Here is an 18312-nt window from a genome sequence, read left to right on the forward strand (position 1 = left end):
AACAACCGCCGGAGTCTGCGATGACGCGACGCGATCCCGCCGTGGCCGTCGTCGGAGCGGGCATGTCCGGGCTGTGTGTCGCAATCGCCTTGCTGCGCAGCGGAATCACCGACGTGACGATCTACGAGAAGGCCGACGAGGTGGGCGGCACCTGGCGGGACAACACCTACCCGGGTCTGGTCTGCGACATCCCTTCGCGCATCTACCAATACAGCTTTGCCAGAAACCCCGACTGGTCGCACCTGTTCTCGCCCGGCGGCGAAATCCAGGCCTATTTCCGCGGCGTCGCCGACCGTTACGGGTTGCGGGAACGGATCCGGTTCGGCACCGAGATCACCCACGCGCGTTTCGACGACGGCCGGTGGGTGGTGCGCACCGACGCCGGCGAGGAAACCGGCCAGGAATTCAAGGTCGATTTCTTGATCTCGGCCACCGGCGTGCTGCACCACCCTCGGCTGCCGTCGATTCCGGGCCTGGATGACTTCGGCGGCAACGTTTTTCACTCGGCGCGCTGGGATCACGGCGTCGACGTGCGCGGCCGCCGGGTCGCGGTCGTCGGCAACGGATCGACCGGCGTGCAGCTGGTGTGCGGGCTGGCCGGGACGGCTGGGCACGTCACGCTGTTCCAGCGCACGGCGCAATGGGTGCTGCGGCTGGCCAATCCGCGCTACAGCGGCTTCACCGGGCTGACGCGGCGCAAGATGCCGTGGCTCGATGCGCTGGCGTACCGGGCCTACAGCCTGGGCTACGACTACTTCGCGGTCGGACTGACCAAGCCGGGCCTGCGCCGCAAGATCATGGCGGCGCTGTGCCGCGCCAGCCTGTGGGAGATCCGCGATCCCGAGTTGCGGCGAGCCCTGACCCCCGATTACACGCCGGCCTGCAAACGACTGGTGATGTCCAACGGCTTCTACCGGGCGATGCAGCGCGACGACGTCGACCTGGTGACGGCGAGCATCGACCACGTCGAAGAGCGCGGCATCGTCACCGCCGACGGGGTCCTCCATGAGGTGGACGTCATCGTGCTCGCCACCGGATTCGACACCCACGCGTTCTTCCGGCCGATGGAGCTGATCGGCCGCGACGGCATCCGCGCCAACGACGTGTGGCGCGACGGGCCGCGGGCCTACCAAACCGTGGCGCTGTCCGGCTTCCCCAACTTCTTCATGATGCTGGGGCCGCACAGCCCGGTGGGGAACCTGGCGCTGACGACGGTGGCCGAATCGCAGGCCGACCACATCGTGGGCTGGGTGGAGCGCTGGCGCCGCCACGAATTCGACACGGTCGAGCCGACGGCCGCCGCGACCGAGCGGTTCAACGCGAGGTTGCGCGCGGCGATGCCGGACACCGTGTGGACCACCGGCTGTAACAGCTGGTACCTCAACAAGGACGGCGTGCCGGAGGTGTGGCCCCTCACGCCGGCCGAACACCGGCGGATGCTGGCGAACCCCGACCCCGGCCAGTACGACCTGCGCCGGCACGTCGCGGCCCGCTGAGGGCCTCGCCGAAGAACCCAGTACCGGCGGTTTCGCATATCTGGGTCGCCTACCTATACTTGGGACGCGCCTTGGGACGCGCGGCGTCCACCGCAAGACCGTGATCGAGGGCTAAACGCCGAGGTAGGGGGCATGATGCTGACCGTCGACGACCAGGCAGCGGGTCCGCACGACGCCTCGCTGGACCACGAGCGACTGGTGCTCGAGGCACGCGACGTGCACTTCGACTGGTCACAGCTGCCGTTCCACTACGTGCCGGGTGAGCCGTTCGCCACCCACGTCCTCAACGTGCTGCACCTGCTGCTGCCCGCCGGCGAGGAATTCTTCGTCGAGGTGTTCAAGCAGACGCTGCCGTTGATCAAGGACGACCAGCTGCGGCTGGATGTGCAGGGCTTCATCGGTCAGGAGGCCGTGCATTCGCAGGCGCACGCCAACGTGCTCGCCCACTTCGCCGCGCGCGACATCGACCTGACGCCCTACACCGGCCAGATCACGTGGCTGTTCGACCGGCTGCTGGGGCCCCGCCCCCACTGGAGCGAGCGCCGGCGGCAGAGCTGGCTCCTCGAGCAGGTGTCGCTGGTGTCGGCCATCGAGCACTACACCGCGATTCTGGGGGAGTGGATCCTCGACTCGCCGGCCCACGACGAGATCGGCACCGACCCGGTGATGCTGGACATGTTGCGCTGGCACGGCGCCGAGGAGGTCGAACACAAGGCGGTGGCCTTCGACACCATGAAGCACCTGCAGGCCGGCTATTGGCGGCAAGTGCGTGCCCAACTGGTCGTGACGCCCGCCATGCTGCTGTTGTGGATTCGCGGCGTGCGGTTCATGTACTCGCTGGATCCCGAGCTGCCGCCGCGCACCAAGCCCCGCTGGCGGGACTACTTCAGCGCCGCGCGGCGCGGCCTGGTGCCCGGGCCGCTGCGCTTCATCCGCGCGATGGGCAACTACTACCGACCCGGCTTTCACCCCGCACAGCTCGGCGGACTGGGGCTCGCCGTCGACTACCTGGCCGTCTCACCCGCCGCCCGCGCCTCGCACTGATGACCACGAACTCGACGACGACGTCGACGGTCGCGTCGACCATTACCGCCAGCGACGGCGTCACGCTGGCCGTGCACTCCTACACCGACATCGACCCCGGGCGGCCAACCATCCTGGCAATCCACGGCTTTCCGGACAACCACCATGTCTGGGACGGCGTGGCCCACGAGCTGGCCGGCAACCCCTACAACGTCGTGGCCTACGACGTGCGCGGCGCCGGTGAATCCACCCGCCCCGCACAAAGATCCGGATACCGCTTCACGCAGCTGGTCTCCGACATCGGCGCGGTGATCGACAGCCTGGGCGTCGGACCGGTGCACCTGCTGGCCCATGACTGGGGGTCGATCCAAGCTTGGGCGGCGGTCACCGACGACGCGGTGATGGGCAAGGTCGCGTCCTTCACCTCGATCTCGGGGCCGCACCTGAACTACGCCGGCGCGTTCCTGCGCTCGGCACGCACCCCGCGCGCGGTCGCCCGGGTCATCCGGCAACTGATCTCGTCGGGTTACATCGGCTTCTTCCTGTGCCCGGGCGTGCCGGAGCTGTCGTTCCGCTCCCGCGTCGGGGTGAAAGTCGTTGAGGCCCTTGAGCGCATTGGCCGGTCGAGCACGCGCAGCCAACGCCACGACACCATGCGTTCGATCACCGACTATGTGCACGGGCTCAACCTGTACCGGCAGAACATGCCGGCGCCGATGCTGGCTCCGGGCCGCCAACTGCCCGAGACCTCGGTCGCGGTCCAGACGCTGGTTCCGCGCCGGGACATCTTCGTCACCCCCGCGCTACAACGATTCACCGGCGCAATTCCCCACGGCGCCAGGGTGACCGAGATCGAGGGCGGGCACTGGGTGGTGACGTCGCGCCCCGACGTCATCGCCCGGCTGACCGCCGAGTGGGTCGACCGCAACGTCGCCGGCGCCACCGGCGCCGGCGCGGCCGAGGTGCGCGGCGAGCGGCGCGAGGTGCGGGGCAAACTGGCCCTGGTCACCGGGGCCGGCGCCGGGATCGGCCGGGCGACGGCGGTGGAACTGGCCCGGCACGGCGCGCGCAAGATCGTGCTCGTCGACCGAGATCTGGCCGCGGCCAACGACACCGCCGACGCCGTGCGTGCGGCGTGCGCCGAGGCCCCGGTGTACCAGGTCGACGTCAGCGACGAGTCCGCCGTGAATGGCCTTGCGGCGCAGGTGTGCAACGAACACGGGGTGGTCGACATCCTGGTCAACAACGCCGGCATCGGCATGGCGGGCCGGTTCCTGGAGACGAGCTCGGCGAACTGGGAAGACATCCTGGGCGTCAATGTCCGCGGCGTCATCTCGGGCAGCCGGGCGTTCGGGGCGCAGATGGTCGAGCGGGGCGAGGGCGGCACGATCATCAACGTGGCCTCCGCGGCGGCGTTCCTGCCGTCGAAATCCATGGTCGCCTACAGCACCACCAAGGCGGCCGTGCTGGCTCTGAGCGAATCGTTGCGGGCCGACTTCGCCGACGAGGGGATCGGCGTCACGGCGGTGTGCCCGGGATTCGTCAACACCAACATCGCCAAGAACACGATCTACGCCGGCATGACGGCCGACCAGCAGGAGCGGGCGCGGGGCAAGGCCGACGCCGCCTATCGGCGCCGCAACTTCACCCCCGAGGCCACCGCCAAGGCGATCGTCAAGTCCATCAAGACCGGTCCGGCCGTGTTGCCGATCGCCGCGGAGTCGAGGATCGGCTACGCCATGCGGCGCATCAGCCCCGGGGCGATTCGGTTGTTTGCGCGCTTGGACATTCGGCAGAAGTAAGGACCGTTTGAGGTGCCGGAAAGCATCTGGGCGAGCAGGCCCACCGACCTGTACGGGCGGCGCGAGCACGACCGCTTCGGCTCGCTGTTGTGGGGTGTGCGGGCGGTGTTCGAAGGGTTCGCCTCGGTGTCCCGCTGGTCGCCGTCGCGGGTGCAGCCGGTGCAGCGCACGCTGACCGCGGTGGTGACCAGGCGCGAGCTCGCCGCGCCCGACGTCGTCGCGCTGACCCTGGCCGACCCCGACGGCGGGTTGCTCCCGTCCTGGACGCCCGGCGGACACATCGACGTCCTGCTGCCCTCGGGCCGGCGCCGGCAGTACTCGTTGTGCGGTGCGCCCGGGCGACGCACCGACTACCGCATCGCCGTGCGCCGGATCGCCGACGGCGGGGGCGGCTCCATTGAGATGCACGAGGCATTCGACGTGGGCGACATGCTGTCTTTCGAAGGGCCGCGCAACGCGTTCTACCTCGGCACCGCCGAACACGAGGTGTTGTTCGTCATCGGCGGCATCGGGGTGACGCCCATCCTGCCGATGATCCAGGTGGCCGCGCAGCGCGGCATCAATTGGCGCGCAGTCTATTCCGGTCGCAGCCGCGAGTACATGCCGCTGCTCGACGAGGTCGTGTCGATGGGGCCGGATCGCGTGACGGTGTGGGCCGACGACGAGCGCGGCCGCTTCGCCACCGTGGCGGAGCTGCTGGCCGGGGCGGGTCCGGCGACCGCTGTCTACGTGTGCGGTCCCAGCGCCATGCTGGAGGCCGTCCGGATCGCCCGCAACGAACATGCCGGTGCGCCACTGCATTACGAGCGCTTCAGCCCGGCACCCGTCGTCGACGGGGCCCCGTTCGAATTGGAGCTCGCGCGATCACGGCAGGTGCTCGCGGTGCCGGCGAACCGGACGGCGCTCGACGTCATGCTGGATCGCGATCCGACCACCCCCTACTCGTGCCGGCAGGGATTCTGCGGGACTTGCCGGGTCAAAGTGCTTGCCGGACAAGTAGATCACCGCGGCCGCGCCGCGGCCGGTGACGACGGCATGCTGGTGTGTGTCTCGCGGGCCGACGGCGAGCGTATCGTCATCGACGCCTGACGCGGCGGCGCCTTAGGGCCGGGGCGGCTCGAGGTAGGCGGCCAGGGCGTTGGTCAGCCCGCGGCGCGCCATGTCGAGGTCGGCGTAGGAACCCAGCTGACGCTCCGAGACCAGGCCGCGCATCGCGCCCGGGATCAGGGCGGCCACCTCCCGGACCCGATCCGGATCGACGGCCAGACCGGCGAACGCGTGCTGACAGGTCTCCAGCCAGCTCTTGCCCCAGGAGAACAGCTCGGCGGCCGTGCGCGGGTAGAGCCGCTCGAGCTCGTCGGGATCACGCGGCAGCGCGGCCCGCAGGTTCTCGATCGCGCGGGAATCCGGCGACGCCAGACCGCGATAGAGGGTCTCGATGATGGCGCCGACACGCTCGCGCAGCGGGGCGTCCGGCGAGATCGGAGTCGACAGCGTGGAGAACGTCGCGGCCCGCCGTTCGGCGGTGCGGTGCAGCACCGCGGCCCAGAACCCGTCGGTGTCGCCGAACTGGTACTGCACCGCGCCCCAGGTGGCGCCGATGTCCTTGGCGATCCGGTTGGCCGACACCGAGCCGGGCTCGCCGGAGGCCAGGGAGCGCAGCGCCGCCTCGAGCATGCTTTCGCGAGTCGCATGGCCCCGCCGATTCGGGCGCCGGCCCGCGACGCCGGCGGCGCTGCGTGGGCGGGTCATTTGCCGATCTTATCCACTGGCGCCCCGTCGACGAAGATTTTCATAGAGGGTACTTTGATTTGGCTGGCGGCGCGGCTTATCATTCGTACGCGAGGGAGGGCAGCTCACATGGCAGGGCTCGATGGCTAAGCCACCGTTGTCGATGAAACCGACCGGCTGGTTCCAGGTCGCCTGGTCCGGCGAGATCGGCGTCGGCGACGTGCACACAATGAAGTACTTCGACCAGGAGATGGTCGCCTGGCGCGCCGAATCCGGCGAGCTCACCGTGATGAACGCCTACTGCGAGCACCTGGGCGCACACCTGGGGTACGGCGGCACGGTCGTCGGCGAGGTGCTGCAGTGCCCGTTCCACGGATGGCAGTGGAGCCACGAGGGCCGCAATGTCTGCATCCCGTACCAGGACCGGCCCAACCGCGGCCGCCGCATTCGCACCTACCCGGTGGTCGAGCGCAACGCCTCGGTGTACATCTGGCATGACCTGGACCGCCGCGAACCCTACTTCGACGCGCCGGACGTGTTCGCCGCGTTCGGGGACGGCAGCAGCGCGGACGACTACTACCCGCAACAGCGGCTGTATCGCGAAAGCCTGGAACTGCACCCGCAATACGTGCTGGAGAACGGGGTGGACTTCGCGCACTTCAAGTTCGTGCACAACACCCCGATCGTGCCGGTGTTCACCCGCCACGACTTCGCCGAGCCGGTGTCCTACGTCGACTTCACCATCACCTTCGAGGGCGACGACGGGCAGAAGATCGAGGACGTCAACAGCGGCGTGCAGGCCATCAACGGCGGACTGGGCATCGCGGTGACCAAGAGCTGGGGCATGATCGACAACCGCACCATCTCGGCGATCACGCCGATCGACGAGTTCACCTCCGACGTGCGTTTCATGGTCTACATCGGCCGAACGCCGCACAAAGACCCCGCCCGCGCGGCCGCCAAGGCGGACGAATTCGGCCGCGAGGTCATCCGCCAGTTCGAGCAGGACATCGAGATCTGGCGCCACCAGCGCTATTCGGATCCGCCCGCGCTCGCCCCCGACGAGTACGAAGGCTTCACCGCAATTCGCAAGTGGGCCAAGCAGTTCTATCCCGAGGCGTTCGCAACGCAGGAAGGCTCCAGGCAATGAGCACAGCACCGGTACCCGTCTTTCAGGTCGGAAGCGGCAACGTCGGCACCGAAATGATCAAGCGGATCGCCACCCAGCCCGACATGGAACTCATTGGCGTGCACTGCTATTCGCCGGAGAAAGTCGGCAAGGATACCGGCGAGTTCGCCGGCCTGGCGCCCAACGGGGTGGCCTTCACCGGGACGGTCGAGGAGATCATCGCCGCCAAGCCCGACGTGCTGACCTTTCACGGGGTGTTCCCCGACGAGGACCTCTACGTCAGGGTGCTCGAGGCCGGCATCAACATCGTCACCACCGCCGACTGGATCACCGGCTGGCACCGCGACAGGAACCACCCGCACCCGTCGGGCAAGCCGGTGACCGAGCTGTTGGCCGAGGCCGCCGAAAAGGGTGGCGCGACCTTCTACGGCACCGGCATGAACCCCGGGCTGAATCAGATTCTGGGCGTGGTGTGCTCGGCCGACGTCGCCGACATCGAGAACGTAACCACCATCGAGTCCGTCGATGTGTCATGCCACCACTCCAAGGACACCTGGATCGAGGTGGGTTACGGCCAGCCGGTCGACGACCCCGAAATCCCCTCGAAGCTCGAGAAGTACACGCGTGTCTTCGCCGACAGCGTGTACATGATGGCCGACTGTTTCGACCTGACGCTCGACGAGGTCACGTTCAGCTATGAGCTGGGCGCGTGCACCAGGGACGTCGACCTGGGCTGGTACACGCTGCCCAAGGGTTCGCTGGGTGGTAACTACATCAAGTACCAGGGCATGGTCGACGGCGTGCCGCGGGTGGAGACGCACCTGGAATGGCAGATGACCCCGCACACCGACCCGAGCTGGAACATCAAGGGCTGCTACATCGCTCAGATCAAGGGCGATCCCTGCATCTACAACAAGCACATGATCTTCCCGAAGCCCGGCGTCGACCTGTCCAACCCGGACAACTTCGCCTCGATCGGCATGACCGTCACCGGCATGCCCGCGCTGGCCTCGATCAAGTCGGTGGTGGCGGCGCCGCCGGGACTGATCACCAGCGCCGACCTGCCGCTGCGCGGTTTCGCCGGGCGGTTCAAGACGTAGGGCGGTCACGGCGACGCACCGTCGTCGAAGAGGCGTTCGGGATGGTGAAAGTCGTTGGTGCGCACGCCGCGATCCAGCTGTGGCGGCGGGATCCACGCCGTACGGCCCTGGGAGGTTTTGCGTGTCCGCCAGCCTCGTGCGGCCAGCTTGTGATGCGCCGCGCAGGCGAACGTGAGGTTGTTCGCGTCCGTCGCGCCGCCGGCGGCCCACTCGTCGCAATGATGCACTTCGCACCAATAGCCGGGCGCGTCGCAGCCAGGGTGGGTGCAGCCGCGGTCGTGCGCGTACAAGACGATGCGCTGATCCGGTGTCGCGATGCGCCGCGACCGGCCGAGATACAGCGGGCGGCGCGAGTGATCGTCGAACACGGCCAGGTAGTGGTAGGCGTGGCGGGCCATCCGGATCACATCGCGCATCGGCAGCAGGGTTCCGCCTCCGGTCACCGCGCACCCGCCGCCCGACGTCAGCTCCTGCAGGGTGGTCGACACGATGACGGTCACGGGTAATCCGTTGTGCTGACCGAGTTTCGGGTCACCCAGCTGACCGCGCACCAGGGCGTTGAGGGCATCGTGCCGGCGCTGCGCCGGAGTGCGCATATCGCGCCGGGCGCGCTCGTCATCGGGTTCTCCTGCGACGCAAGGTGTTTCATCGTCGGGGTTGCACATCCCGGGGGCGGCGAAGCGGGACAGCCAGGCGTCGAGGTTCGCGCGCAGCTCGGGTGAGGCGATCAGCTTCGCGACGCTCATGCAGTCGGGCCGTTGGCCGCACCAGGTGAAGCCACGCTGGCGTGCCCGGTCGGCGTCGGAGAACGTTCCGTCGGGATTGATCCGCAGGGCGCACTGGTGCGCGATCTTCTGCAGCTGATCGGGACGCAGCTGCCGGGCCTGGCCGGCCAGGAATCGCTCGGCGCTGTCCACCGTGGCGGCGGGGACGGCATCCGGGAGATCCCGGATGAACGTTTGGATGACACGCAGGTGCTGGCCGTCGAGCAGCCCCTCCCGCCACGCCGCGGCCGTAGCCGGCAATGGGGGCGGCAGCTCCTGGCCGGTGAGGGTCAAGCGCGGAGACAGCTCGGTGGCGTCGCGAAGCCGGCGGGACGCCTCGGCGTAGCTGATCCGCAGCCAGTCGGCGACCACTTTGTGCACCGGACCGCCGATGTCGGCGGAATCCTCTTTGGCCAACCCCGCGATCACGTCGTGGCTCAGCGCGATCTGTCGCCGGCGCGAGGCCTCCATCCGCTCGAGCACGCGCAGCCGCACGGCCGGGCTCAGCACGTCGAGGTTCAGCCCGCGGATCGCCGCGTCGGCGGCGTCCTGGGCGTCCAGGGCGGCCAACACCTCCGCCGGCGCCTCGATCGAATACATGTTCGAATGTTATGCGGGCGGGGCCCGGAGGGAAACGGACTGTCGCGGCAGCTGTGGATGGATCCCGGACTGTGGACAACTCACCCCGGTCCGGCGGTCCGATGACGCAACTTCGAGGCGGTCCGCAGGCGTTTTTTGGGGCAGCGCCGCGGGTAATCACCCGTGGTGCGCGCGGGATTTGTCAATGCCGCAGCCGCGGTCGCCGTGGTGATCGCCGCATGCCCGTGTCCCTCCGCTTCGGCCGACACGCCCGAGAGCCCGCCGTTTCCGATCGGTCAGATGGGCGTGCCCGTGCACGCGCGGGCGGCCGACGGCGCGACCGCCGACATCACTGTCAACAGCGCAACGTGGTTACCGCCGGGGTGCACGTCTCATTTTGCGAATCCGGCGCCTGACTCCGCATGCAACGTGGTGGAACTGACCATCACCGCGACGTCGCACCGGTTCTTCCAGGTCAACCAGAACCATATGTTCGCCGGCCATGGCGGCGGCGCTCAGCCATGGACGCATCCCGACGATGCGCCCCAGCCGGCGACGTTAGCGGTCGACTTCCGGAGGCTGGACAAGATGCCCCCGCTGACATCGGGTGGCCTGCACGACGGGCAGACCACGCATGGATTCGTCGGTTTCGCTGTGCCCACGGCAGGCGACCTGTACATCACGATGAACGATCCCGCGCATCCCGCTCCCTACGCCGTTGCGGGCTGGATCGTCCACACCTGATCGGCGCGAAGAACCCGCGTGCGAGTGGTCATGACGCACGCGGCGGTGCGGATGTGGCCCGGTCTAGGGTGAAGGCCATGCGGGTAGGAGTGCTGGGAGCCAAGGGCAAGGTCGGATCGGCGATGGTGGCGGGCGTGCACGCCGCCGAGGATCTGAGCTTGTCCGCCGAGGTGGACGCCGGCGATCCGATGAGCCTGCTGACCGACGGTGACACCGAGGTCGTCATCGACTTCACCCACCCCGACGTGGTGATGGAGAATCTGAAGTTCGTCATCGACAACGGAATTCACGCCGTCGTGGGGACCACGGGCTTCACCGCCGAGCGGCTGCAACAGGTGCAAAACTGGCTCGCCGACAGCCCGGGCACGTCGGTGCTGATCGCGCCGAACTTCGCGATCGGTGCGGTGCTGTCGATGCACTTCGCCAAGCAGGCGGCGCCCTTCTTCGACTCCGCGGAGGTGATCGAGCTGCATCACCCGCACAAGGCCGACGCCCCGTCGGGAACCGCGGCGCGCACCGCGAAGCTGATCGCCGAGGCGCGAAAAGACTTGCCGCCCAACCCCGATGCCACCAGCACCGCCCTGCCGGGTGCGCGCGGCGCCGATGTCGACGGCATCCCGGTGCACTCGGTGCGGTTGGCCGGGCTGGTCGCCCACCAGGAGATCCTGTTCGGGACCGAGGGGGAGATGCTGACCATCCGCCACGACAGCATTGACCGGACCTCGTTCGTGCCCGGCGTGCTGCTGGCGGTGCGGCGCGTCAAGGAACACCCCGGCCTCACTGTGGGTCTCGAGGCGCTGCTCGATCTGCAATGACCTGAATCTGCCATGACCAAAGCGCTGCGCACCCAATTGCTCGTCGCCTTCATGTGCGTCGCGCTGTTGGTGTACTTCGTGCTGTTGGGGCGGGTGGCCGTCGCGATGATCGGCTCCGGGCGGGTCGCCGCCGTCGGCCTCGGAGTGGCGGTGTTGATCCTGCCCGTGATCGGGCTGTGGGCGATGATCGCCACGCTGCGCGCCGGATTCGCGCACCAGAAGCTGGCCAGGCTGATCGCCGCCGACGGAATGGAACTGGACACCAGCGCGCTGCCGCGCCGGCCGTCGGGGCGCATCCAGCGCGACGCGGCCGACGAACTGTTCGCCGCGGTACGCACGGAAGTGCAGGATCACCCCGACGACTGGCGGCGCTGGTATCGGCTGGCCCGCGCCTATGACTACGCCGGGGATCGTCGCCGCGCGCGCGAGGCGATGAAGACCGCGGTCGACCTGCAGGGGCGCCGGTGAGCGAAGCGCCGCGCAAGACGCTGCTGATCGTGCACCACACGCCGTCGCCGCACACCCACGAGATGTTCGAGGCGGTGGTCTCCGGTGCCACCGACCCCGACATCGAGGGCGTGGAGGTGCTGCGACGCCCGGCGCTGACGGTGTCGCCGGCCGAGATGCTGGCCGCGGACGGTTACCTGCTGGGCACCCCCGCGAACCTCGGATACATTTCGGGCGCCCTCAAGCACGCATTCGACTGCGCCTATTACCAATTGCTCGACTCCACCCGCGGGCGGCCGTTCGGACTGTACCTGCACGGCAACGAGGGCACCGAGGGCGCCGAGCGCGCCGTCGATACCATCACCACCGGGCTGGGCTGGTCTAAAGCCGCTGCGACCGTGGTGGTTTCGGGCAAGCCGAGCAAGGACGAGCTGCAAGCGTGCTGGGAGCTGGGGGCGACGGTCGCCGCGCAGTTGATGGACTAGCCGACGCCCGTTTCCCGACGGACTGATCCGGTCGCGGCGTATCCCACCGCCCCCACCAGGACGGCGAACTTGATCGACGCGGCGACCCGTGCGCGCCGGGCATGCACACCGACGCGTGTCCGGCGCAACACCCTCAGCAGCGAGACTCCCTCCACCGCGTCACCGGCGACGGCGATGAGCACCGCGGCGGGCACGACAGCCGGGTGTCCACGCCGCCGGCGTGCGCGGTCCACCAGTAGCGCCGTCAACACGCCGTAGGTCGCCATGTAGCCGAAGTCGAGCCACAGCGACAGGCGCGCCGCGCGTTGACCATCGCTGCCCCACCGGGTCATGATGTCTTCGGCTCGGGGCGCGCTGCCGGCCAACTCGAATGCGATGATCCCCGGCCCGCCGCTGCGGCGCATACGACGTTCCAGCACGAGCATCACCGCCGTGTAGCCGAGGAAGGAGACGGCGGCGGCCGCGAGGCGGCTGTTCGCTGTGCGCTTGTTCACCACTGAAGGCTCCCGCGAAACGGCTCGCGAGTCCAGGGTGCCCGCCTAGGTGTGGGTCGGCCGGAACGCGCCGGCGGGCTGGGCCACCGCCAGCGCGGAGCTGGTGCCGAGCGGGCCGTGCTGGTCGAACAGCGTCGCGGCGCCGGTGGCGACACCGGCCGTGCCGTAGTGGCTCTGCGCGGCCAGCCCGACGAATTCGCCCTCGGGCAGCCGGCTCGCCGTGACGGTGTAGTCGGCGTTGATGTACCGCAATCCGCTTGTGCCCCAATGCGTGAGCGAGCTGGTGATGTCGCCGACGAACGCCAGGCGGGTGAACGGCGTCAGGGCGTGGCCGTGCACCATCGGGCGAAACACCCTCGCCCACGCGAACTTCTGGGCATGGGACTGCTCCCACTCGCCGGCGGCGATGCCGGGGCTGCCTTCGAACGTCGCCCCGTATCCCCAGATATGGAACGGCATGTCGGTGGGAAAGCCGTCGTAGGACGCCGGCAGCGGCGGCATTTCGACCGGAAACGACCACACCTGGCCTTCGGGATGCTCGCCGCGGCGCAGGAACAGCGCGCTGGCGCGGGCCACGATGGTGTCGCGCTGAATCAGGGCGGCATCGACCAGCCTGATCCGCCGGCCCTCCCGCTGGACCGAGGTCCGGATCTGCACCGGCAGCAGCAGCGCCGGCCGGATCAGGTCGACGGTCAGGCGGGCGGGCTGGAACTCGGGATCAATGCCCGATCGCTCTATGCCCCAACCCAACAGCCCCCCGACGATCTGGCCGCCCATCGCCGCGCCCCACGGGCCTTGCGTCATCGCACCCGGAACATAGGAGTCGCCGTCTACAGTGAAAAACGCCTCGGGCATGATGGCGGAATCCTCGATCGTCACCGCTATCACGATAGGGCAGCAGGATAGTAAGGACCGGGCATGCCTCCAGTGATCGAAATTCCGCGCGGCGCCAACCCGTTCCCGATGACCGGTGTGTCCCGCGGCCCCGACGGCATACCGCGCTACGATGCGCTCCCGGCCACCCTGCTCGACATGCTCGCCGAACACGTCGACGCGCGGCCGGACGCCGAGGCCCTGGTCGAGCTGGGCGGCGGCCGGCTGACCTACCGGCAGCTCTGGGACGGTGCGGCGCGAGTCGCCGGCGGGCTGCGCGATGGCGGCCTGCGGCGCGGCGACCGGGTCGCGGTGCGCTACCCCGCCGGCCTCGACTGGGCGCTGGCCTTCTGGGGCATCGTGATGGCCGGTGGCGTTGCGGTGGCGGTCAATACGCGCTCGGCGCGGCCGGAGGTCGAGTTCGTCCTGTCCGACTCCGGGGCCCGGGTGGATCTGGCGCCCGACGCGCCGCTGCCCGACGGTCACCCGTACGTCACCGACCAACTGGACCACGCCGACACGGCCGCGCTGTTCTACACCTCGGGTACCACCGGCCACCCCAAGGGCGTGCCGACCACGCACGAGGCATTTCTGACCAACACCGAGAACGCGATCCGCTGCCTGCAACAGCCGCGGGACCTCGGCGAGGCGATGCGCACGCTGATCTCGGTGCCGTTGTTCCACGTGACCGGTTGCAACACCCAGCTTCTGACCGCCGCCCGGCTCGGTGGCGCGTCGGTGATCATGCCCGCGCTGAACGTGGACGCGCTGCTCACCACGCTGACCGCCGAGCGCATCTCGATCCTGGTAACGGTCTCGGCGATCTATTCGCTGTTGTTGCGCCACAAGGAATTTGCCGCACTCGACACGTCGGGCGTGCGGTGGGTGGGATACGGCGGCGCCCCGATCGCCCCGTCGCTGGTGCGGTCGGTGAAGAACGCGTTCGGCCACGCCACGGTGTTCAACGGCTATGGCATGACGGAGACGGCATCGCTGATGACAGTGCTGCCCGCCGCCGAGGCCGTCGAGCACGCCGACTCCGTCGGGTACGCGGTGCCCGCGGTCGACCTCGGTGTGATCCCGTTCGGCGACGACCCCGGCGAGGGCGAGCTCGTGGCGCGGGGCGCCAACGTGACCACCGGCTACTGGAACAGGCCCGAGGCCACCGCCACCACCTTCGCGGACGGCTGGCTGCACACCGGCGACGTGGTGCGCGTCGACGACGCGGGCCGGGTGCACATCGTCGACCGGCTCAAGGACATCATCAACCGCGGCGGTGAGAACGTCTCCAGCGTCGAGGTGGAGGCCGTGCTGCTGGCCGCGCCCCACGTGGCCGACGCCTGCGTGCTCGGGGTTTCCGACGAAGTCATGGGGGAGAAGGTCGGGGCGGTGCTGTTCGGCGGCGACGACGAGATCGACGTGCCGGCGGTGCTCGACCACTGCCGCGCCCAGCTGGCCGATTACAAAGTGCCGCAATACGTCACCGTGGTCGACACCGCGCTGCCGCGCAATGCCGGCGGCAAGCTGCTCAAGGCCAGACTCCGTGAGCAGGTTCAGTGGGGCGAGCCGCTGCGATGAGCGCGAGCCTGCTGGTCGCCAACCGCGGCGAGATCGCGCTGCGAATCATACGCACCGCAGCCGAATTGGGCATGCGCACCCTCGCGGTCTATGCCGAAGACGACGCCGAGAGCCCGCACGTGCATGCGGCCGACGAGGCGATCGGCCTGCCGGGCACCGGCCCACGAGCCTATCTGGACCAGGCCGCCATGCTGGCGGCGGCGAAAAGCTCCGGCGCCGAACTGATTCATCCCGGTTACGGATTCCTCAGTGAGAACGCCGCATTCGCCGACGCCTGCGCGGCCGGCGGCTACACATTTGTCGGACCCGACGCCAGGGTCCTCGAACTGTTGGGCAACAAGACCGCCGCGCGCGGCGCCGCGATCGCCGCCGGGGTCCCCGTGCTGCCCGCGACCGACGGCCCGAGCGGCGTCGAGGACGTCAAGGCGTTCTTCGCCGCCCAGGGCGGCGGCATCATGATCAAGGCCCTCGCCGGCGGCGGAGGCCGGGGAATGCGCAAGGTGCACAGCGCCGATCAGATCGACGACGCCTACCGGCGCTGCGCCGCCGAAGCACAACTGGGATTCGGCGATCCCGCGCTGTTCGCCGAGGCGCTGCTCACCGACGCCCGCCACATCGAGGTGCAGGTGGCGGCGCCGGCCGGACATCAGACGCACGCGCACGCGGTCGGCGACCGCGACTGCAGCATCCAGCGGCGTTACCAGAAGCTGGTCGAAATCGCGCCCGCCCAAGGGATTTCGGATGACCTGCGCCGGGCCCTGCACCGGGCGGCGGTGCGGCTGTGCGCCCGCGTCGGCCTGCGCGGGCTGGCCACCGTCGAATTCCTGGTCACCGGCGAAGACTTCGTGTTCCTCGAGGTCAACCCGCGAATCCAGGTCGAGCACACCGTTACCGAGGAAACCACCGGGCTCGACCTGGTGGCCGCGCAGCTCGCCATCGCCGGGGGCGCGTCCTTCTACCAGCTGGGGCTGCCGTCCGGAATCGCCTCCGACGGCACCGAAGTCATCGGCGAGCCGGCCGCGCGGCGCGGCGTCGCCATTCAGCTCAGGGTCAACGCGGAGACCTTCGGGCCCGACTTCTCCGTCGCGCCCTCCGCGGGCGCACTCACCGTGTTCTCCCCGCCCAGCGGTCCCGGCGTGCGCGTCGACACCTATGGCCGGCGGGGTTGGTGATAAGCCCCCAGTACGACTCGCTGTTGGCCAAGCTCATCGTCTTTGTGCATGGAGTCCACGGATCGCCCGCCAAGCGCGGGTCATCGTGGCCGGCGGCGGTGCGCAAGGCCCGCACCGCGCTGGCCGAATTCAGCATCGAGGGCGTGCACACGAACATCGCGTTCCTGCGCGAGCTGCTGGCCGATGATCGCCTCGAATCCGGTTGGGTCAGCACCGGTTTCCTCGACGAGAAGCTCCCCGAGCTGGCCTGGGCCGCGCTGTCGCACCAGCAAGAACCCCGGGCGGCGGCGATCGAGCTCTATCCCGGCGAGGATGCGCTGCGTGCCCAGCTGGCCGGCACCGTGGTCGAGGTGGCCGCCGAGGGCGCCGAATACCCGGCGGGGGGCCAGCTGGTGGTCCTGGAATCGATGAAGATGCAGCACGTGCTCGTCGCGCCGGACGCGTTGCGGACCGTCCGGGTCCTGGTGACACCAGGCCAGGTGGTCGGGACCGGAGATCCCCTGCTGGTCTTCACCCGCACCGATCCCACCGGCGACGACGAATCATCTTCGACGGCAATGGATCTCGATCGACCGCGTGCCGACCTCGACGAGGTCGTGCACCGGCATTCCCTGACCCTCGACGAGGGCCGCCCGGCCGTCGTTGCCAAGCGGCACCAGCGGGGCCGTCGCACCGCGCGGGAGAACATCGCCGATCTGGTCGATCCCGACAGCTTCGTCGAATACGGCGCGCTCGCCGTCGCGGCCCAGCGCAGCCGCCGCTCGGAAGAGGACCTGATCGTCAACACCCCGGCCGACGGCCTGGTCGCCGGGCTGGCCACCATCGGCGCGGACCGGTTCGGGCGGGCCGCGGCGCAGGCCGTCGTGGTGTCCTATGACTACACGGTGCTAGCCGGCACGCAGGGCATGCGCAACCACGCCAAAACCGACCGCGTGTTCGATCTTGCCGCGCGACAGCGCGTGCCCGTCGTGCTCTTCGCCGAGGGCGGCGGCGGCCGACCGGGCGATACCGACGTCGGCGGCGCCGCCGGTCTGGACGTGCCGACCTTCCGGATGCTCGCGGCGTTGCGCGGCGAGGTGCCGCTGGTGTCGATCGTGTCGGGCCGTTGCTTCGCCGGCAACGCGGCGCTGGCCGGAGTGTGCGACGTGATCATCGCGACGCCGGACGCCAACATCGGGATGGGCGGCCCGGCGATGATCGAGGGCGGCGGGCTGGGCGTGTATCCGCCCGAGGCGATCGGGCCGATCGGCGTGCAGCGCCGCAACGGGGTGGTCGGCCTGGTCGCCCGCGACGAGGCCCACGCGGTCGCCCTGGCCAAGCAATACCTGTCGTACTTTCAGGGCACGCTGAGCGACTGGACCGCCCCCGACCCGCGGTTGGCCCGCCAGGTGGTGCCGCAGAACCGATTACGCGCGTACGACGTGCATCGGGCGATCGAGTCGATCGTCGACGTGGGCTCGGTCCTTCAATTGCGGGCAGACTACGGCGTGGGGATCGTGACCGCCCTGGTCCGCGTCGAGGGCGTGCCGTACGGGCTGATCGCCAACAGCACCCACCACCTCGGTGGCGCGATCGACGCCGAGGCGGCCGACAAGGCCGGCGACTTCCTCGCCTTGTGCGAATCGTTCGGGTTGCCGGTGATCTCGCTGTGCGACACGCCCGGGTTCATGGTGGGGCCGGACGCGGAGAAGGACGCGGCGGTTCGCCGTTTCGGCCGGATGTTCGTCCTGGGTGCCCGGCTGACGGTGCCGCTGGGAATGATCATTCTGCGCAAGGGTTATGGGCTGGGCGCGATGGCGATGGCCGGCGGTTCGTTCCGCGCGCCGCAGTTCACCATCGCCTGGCCCACCGGCGAGATCGGCGGCATGGGGCTGGAAGGCGCTGTGCGCCTCGGGTTCAGCAAGGAGCTAGCGGCCGCCGACGATCCGGCCGAGCGGCAAGCCCTGTTCGACCGCCTGGTGGCCGCGGCCTACGAACACGGCAAGGCGCTGCGGGCGGCCACCACGTTCGAGTTGGACGACGTCATTGACCCAGCAGCCTCCCGGGCCTGGATCACCAGGCTCTCGGGCGGCTGAGGGGC

General features: G+C 69.3%; 15 protein-coding genes and 1 pseudogene. 12 read left to right on the top strand and 4 right to left on the bottom strand.

Annotation, left to right across the window (positions count from 1 at the left end):
• Positions 1–20: 20 nt before the first annotated feature.
• The 4 genes from AC5Y5B_RS24880 (at position 21) to AC5Y5B_RS24895 (ending at position 5410) form a co-directional block, all read left to right on the top strand.
• On the top strand, positions 21–1496 hold the full coding sequence (locus tag AC5Y5B_RS24880; RefSeq protein ID WP_112633756.1) for a flavin-containing monooxygenase: 1476 nt from the start codon (positions 21–23) through the stop codon (positions 1494–1496).
• Positions 1497–1628: 132 nt separating this feature from the next.
• Positions 1629–2540: a metal-dependent hydrolase gene (locus tag AC5Y5B_RS24885; RefSeq protein WP_240631769.1), complete on the top strand. Its 912-nt coding sequence runs from the start codon at positions 1629–1631 to the stop codon at positions 2538–2540.
• Positions 2540–4321: an SDR family oxidoreductase gene (locus AC5Y5B_RS24890; RefSeq protein ID WP_500007282.1), complete on the top strand. Its 1782-nt coding sequence runs from the start codon at positions 2540–2542 to the stop codon at positions 4319–4321. The genes AC5Y5B_RS24885 and AC5Y5B_RS24890 overlap by 1 nt, the downstream gene beginning before the upstream one ends.
• A gap of 12 nt (positions 4322–4333) precedes the next feature.
• On the top strand, positions 4334–5410 hold the full coding sequence (locus AC5Y5B_RS24895) for a PDR/VanB family oxidoreductase (protein WP_500007284.1): 1077 nt from the start codon (positions 4334–4336) through the stop codon (positions 5408–5410).
• A 12-nt stretch (positions 5411–5422) separates the two neighbouring features.
• Here the strand turns inward: AC5Y5B_RS24895 and AC5Y5B_RS24900 are convergent, their stop codons facing one another.
• Positions 5423–6073, bottom strand: a complete 651-nt coding sequence (locus AC5Y5B_RS24900; RefSeq protein ID WP_112633759.1) for a TetR/AcrR family transcriptional regulator — start codon at positions 6071–6073, stop codon at positions 5423–5425.
• A 121-nt stretch (positions 6074–6194) separates the two neighbouring features.
• Here AC5Y5B_RS24900 and AC5Y5B_RS24905 point away from each other — a divergent pair, with 121 nt between their 5' ends.
• Positions 6195–7202, top strand: coding sequence for an aromatic ring-hydroxylating dioxygenase subunit alpha (locus AC5Y5B_RS24905; protein ID WP_500007288.1), 1008 nt, complete (start codon positions 6195–6197; stop codon positions 7200–7202).
• A complete protein-coding gene (locus tag AC5Y5B_RS24910; RefSeq protein WP_500007290.1) occupies positions 7199–8281 on the top strand; it encodes an NAD(P)H-dependent amine dehydrogenase family protein in 1083 nt (360 codons plus the stop codon). Before AC5Y5B_RS24905 ends, AC5Y5B_RS24910 begins: the two co-directional genes overlap by 4 nt.
• Before the next feature lie 5 nt (positions 8282–8286).
• Here AC5Y5B_RS24910 and AC5Y5B_RS24915 read toward each other — a convergent pair whose 3' ends face one another.
• Entirely contained in the window at positions 8287–9645 is a 1359-nt protein-coding gene (locus tag AC5Y5B_RS24915) for an HNH endonuclease signature motif containing protein (RefSeq protein ID WP_500007292.1), read from the bottom strand.
• A 165-nt stretch (positions 9646–9810) separates the two neighbouring features.
• Here AC5Y5B_RS24915 and AC5Y5B_RS24920 point away from each other — a divergent pair, with 165 nt between their 5' ends.
• The 4 genes from AC5Y5B_RS24920 (at position 9811) to AC5Y5B_RS24935 (ending at position 12115) form a co-directional block, all read left to right on the top strand.
• Complete coding sequence (locus AC5Y5B_RS24920) at positions 9811–10368, top strand: hypothetical protein (protein WP_500007294.1); 558 nt, start codon at positions 9811–9813, stop codon at positions 10366–10368.
• 77 nt (positions 10369–10445) lie between these two features.
• The gene (dapB, locus tag AC5Y5B_RS24925; protein ID WP_500007296.1) at positions 10446–11183 is read left to right on the top strand and encodes a 4-hydroxy-tetrahydrodipicolinate reductase; all 738 of its coding nucleotides are present in this window, start codon (positions 10446–10448) and stop codon (positions 11181–11183) included.
• A 12-nt stretch (positions 11184–11195) separates the two neighbouring features.
• Entirely contained in the window at positions 11196–11651 is a 456-nt protein-coding gene (locus tag AC5Y5B_RS24930) for a tetratricopeptide repeat protein (RefSeq protein WP_500007299.1), read from the top strand.
• 62 nt (positions 11652–11713) lie between these two features.
• Complete coding sequence (locus AC5Y5B_RS24935; RefSeq protein WP_500007331.1) at positions 11714–12115, top strand: flavodoxin family protein; 402 nt, start codon at positions 11714–11716, stop codon at positions 12113–12115.
• Here the strand turns inward: AC5Y5B_RS24935 and AC5Y5B_RS24940 are convergent.
• Together AC5Y5B_RS24940 and AC5Y5B_RS24945 are read right to left on the bottom strand one after the other, a co-directional pair.
• Entirely contained in the window at positions 12112–12609 is a 498-nt protein-coding gene (locus AC5Y5B_RS24940) for a hypothetical protein (RefSeq protein ID WP_500007301.1), read from the bottom strand. The two genes, AC5Y5B_RS24935 and AC5Y5B_RS24940, sit on opposite strands and share 4 nt — an antisense overlap.
• 45 nt (positions 12610–12654) lie before the next feature.
• A complete protein-coding gene (locus AC5Y5B_RS24945) occupies positions 12655–13488 on the bottom strand; it encodes a thioesterase family protein (protein WP_500007303.1) in 834 nt (277 codons plus the stop codon).
• A 39-nt stretch (positions 13489–13527) separates the two neighbouring features.
• Between AC5Y5B_RS24945 and AC5Y5B_RS24950 the strand changes: the two genes are divergently transcribed.
• Both AC5Y5B_RS24950 and AC5Y5B_RS24955 read left to right on the top strand, forming a co-directional pair.
• On the top strand, positions 13528–15060 hold the full coding sequence (locus AC5Y5B_RS24950) for a class I adenylate-forming enzyme family protein (RefSeq protein ID WP_500007305.1): 1533 nt from the start codon (positions 13528–13530) through the stop codon (positions 15058–15060).
• Positions 15057–18307, top strand: a pseudogene (locus AC5Y5B_RS24955) (acetyl-CoA carboxylase family protein). The gene AC5Y5B_RS24950 and the pseudogene AC5Y5B_RS24955 overlap by 4 nt, the downstream one beginning before the upstream one ends.
• The last annotated feature ends 5 nt before the right edge of the window (positions 18308–18312 follow it).

The sequence above is a fragment of the Mycobacterium sp. NGS33 genome (genome assembly GCF_059812885.1).

What these genes read in the sequence shown, in the direction of transcription:
- AC5Y5B_RS24880 (WP_112633756.1), top strand. Translation starts at nt 21, where the DNA reads ATGACGCGACGCGATCCCGCCGTGGCCGTCGTCGGAGCGGGCATGTCC.
- AC5Y5B_RS24885 (WP_240631769.1), top strand. Translation starts at nt 1,629, where the DNA reads ATGATGCTGACCGTCGACGACCAGGCAGCGGGTCCGCACGACGCCTCG.
- AC5Y5B_RS24890 (WP_500007282.1), top strand. Translation starts at nt 2,540, where the DNA reads ATGACCACGAACTCGACGACGACGTCGACGGTCGCGTCGACCATTACC.
- AC5Y5B_RS24900 (WP_112633759.1), bottom strand. Translation starts at nt 6,073, where the DNA reads ATGACCCGCCCACGCAGCGCCGCCGGCGTCGCGGGCCGGCGCCCGAAT.
- AC5Y5B_RS24905 (WP_500007288.1), top strand. Translation starts at nt 6,195, where the DNA reads ATGGCTAAGCCACCGTTGTCGATGAAACCGACCGGCTGGTTCCAGGTC.
- AC5Y5B_RS24910 (WP_500007290.1), top strand. Translation starts at nt 7,199, where the DNA reads ATGAGCACAGCACCGGTACCCGTCTTTCAGGTCGGAAGCGGCAACGTC.
- AC5Y5B_RS24915 (WP_500007292.1), bottom strand. Translation starts at nt 9,645, where the DNA reads ATGTATTCGATCGAGGCGCCGGCGGAGGTGTTGGCCGCCCTGGACGCC.
- dapB (WP_500007296.1), top strand. Translation starts at nt 10,446, where the DNA reads ATGCGGGTAGGAGTGCTGGGAGCCAAGGGCAAGGTCGGATCGGCGATG.
- AC5Y5B_RS24930 (WP_500007299.1), top strand. Translation starts at nt 11,196, where the DNA reads ATGACCAAAGCGCTGCGCACCCAATTGCTCGTCGCCTTCATGTGCGTC.
- AC5Y5B_RS24935 (WP_500007331.1), top strand. Translation starts at nt 11,714, where the DNA reads ATGTTCGAGGCGGTGGTCTCCGGTGCCACCGACCCCGACATCGAGGGC.
- AC5Y5B_RS24950 (WP_500007305.1), top strand. Translation starts at nt 13,528, where the DNA reads ATGCCTCCAGTGATCGAAATTCCGCGCGGCGCCAACCCGTTCCCGATG.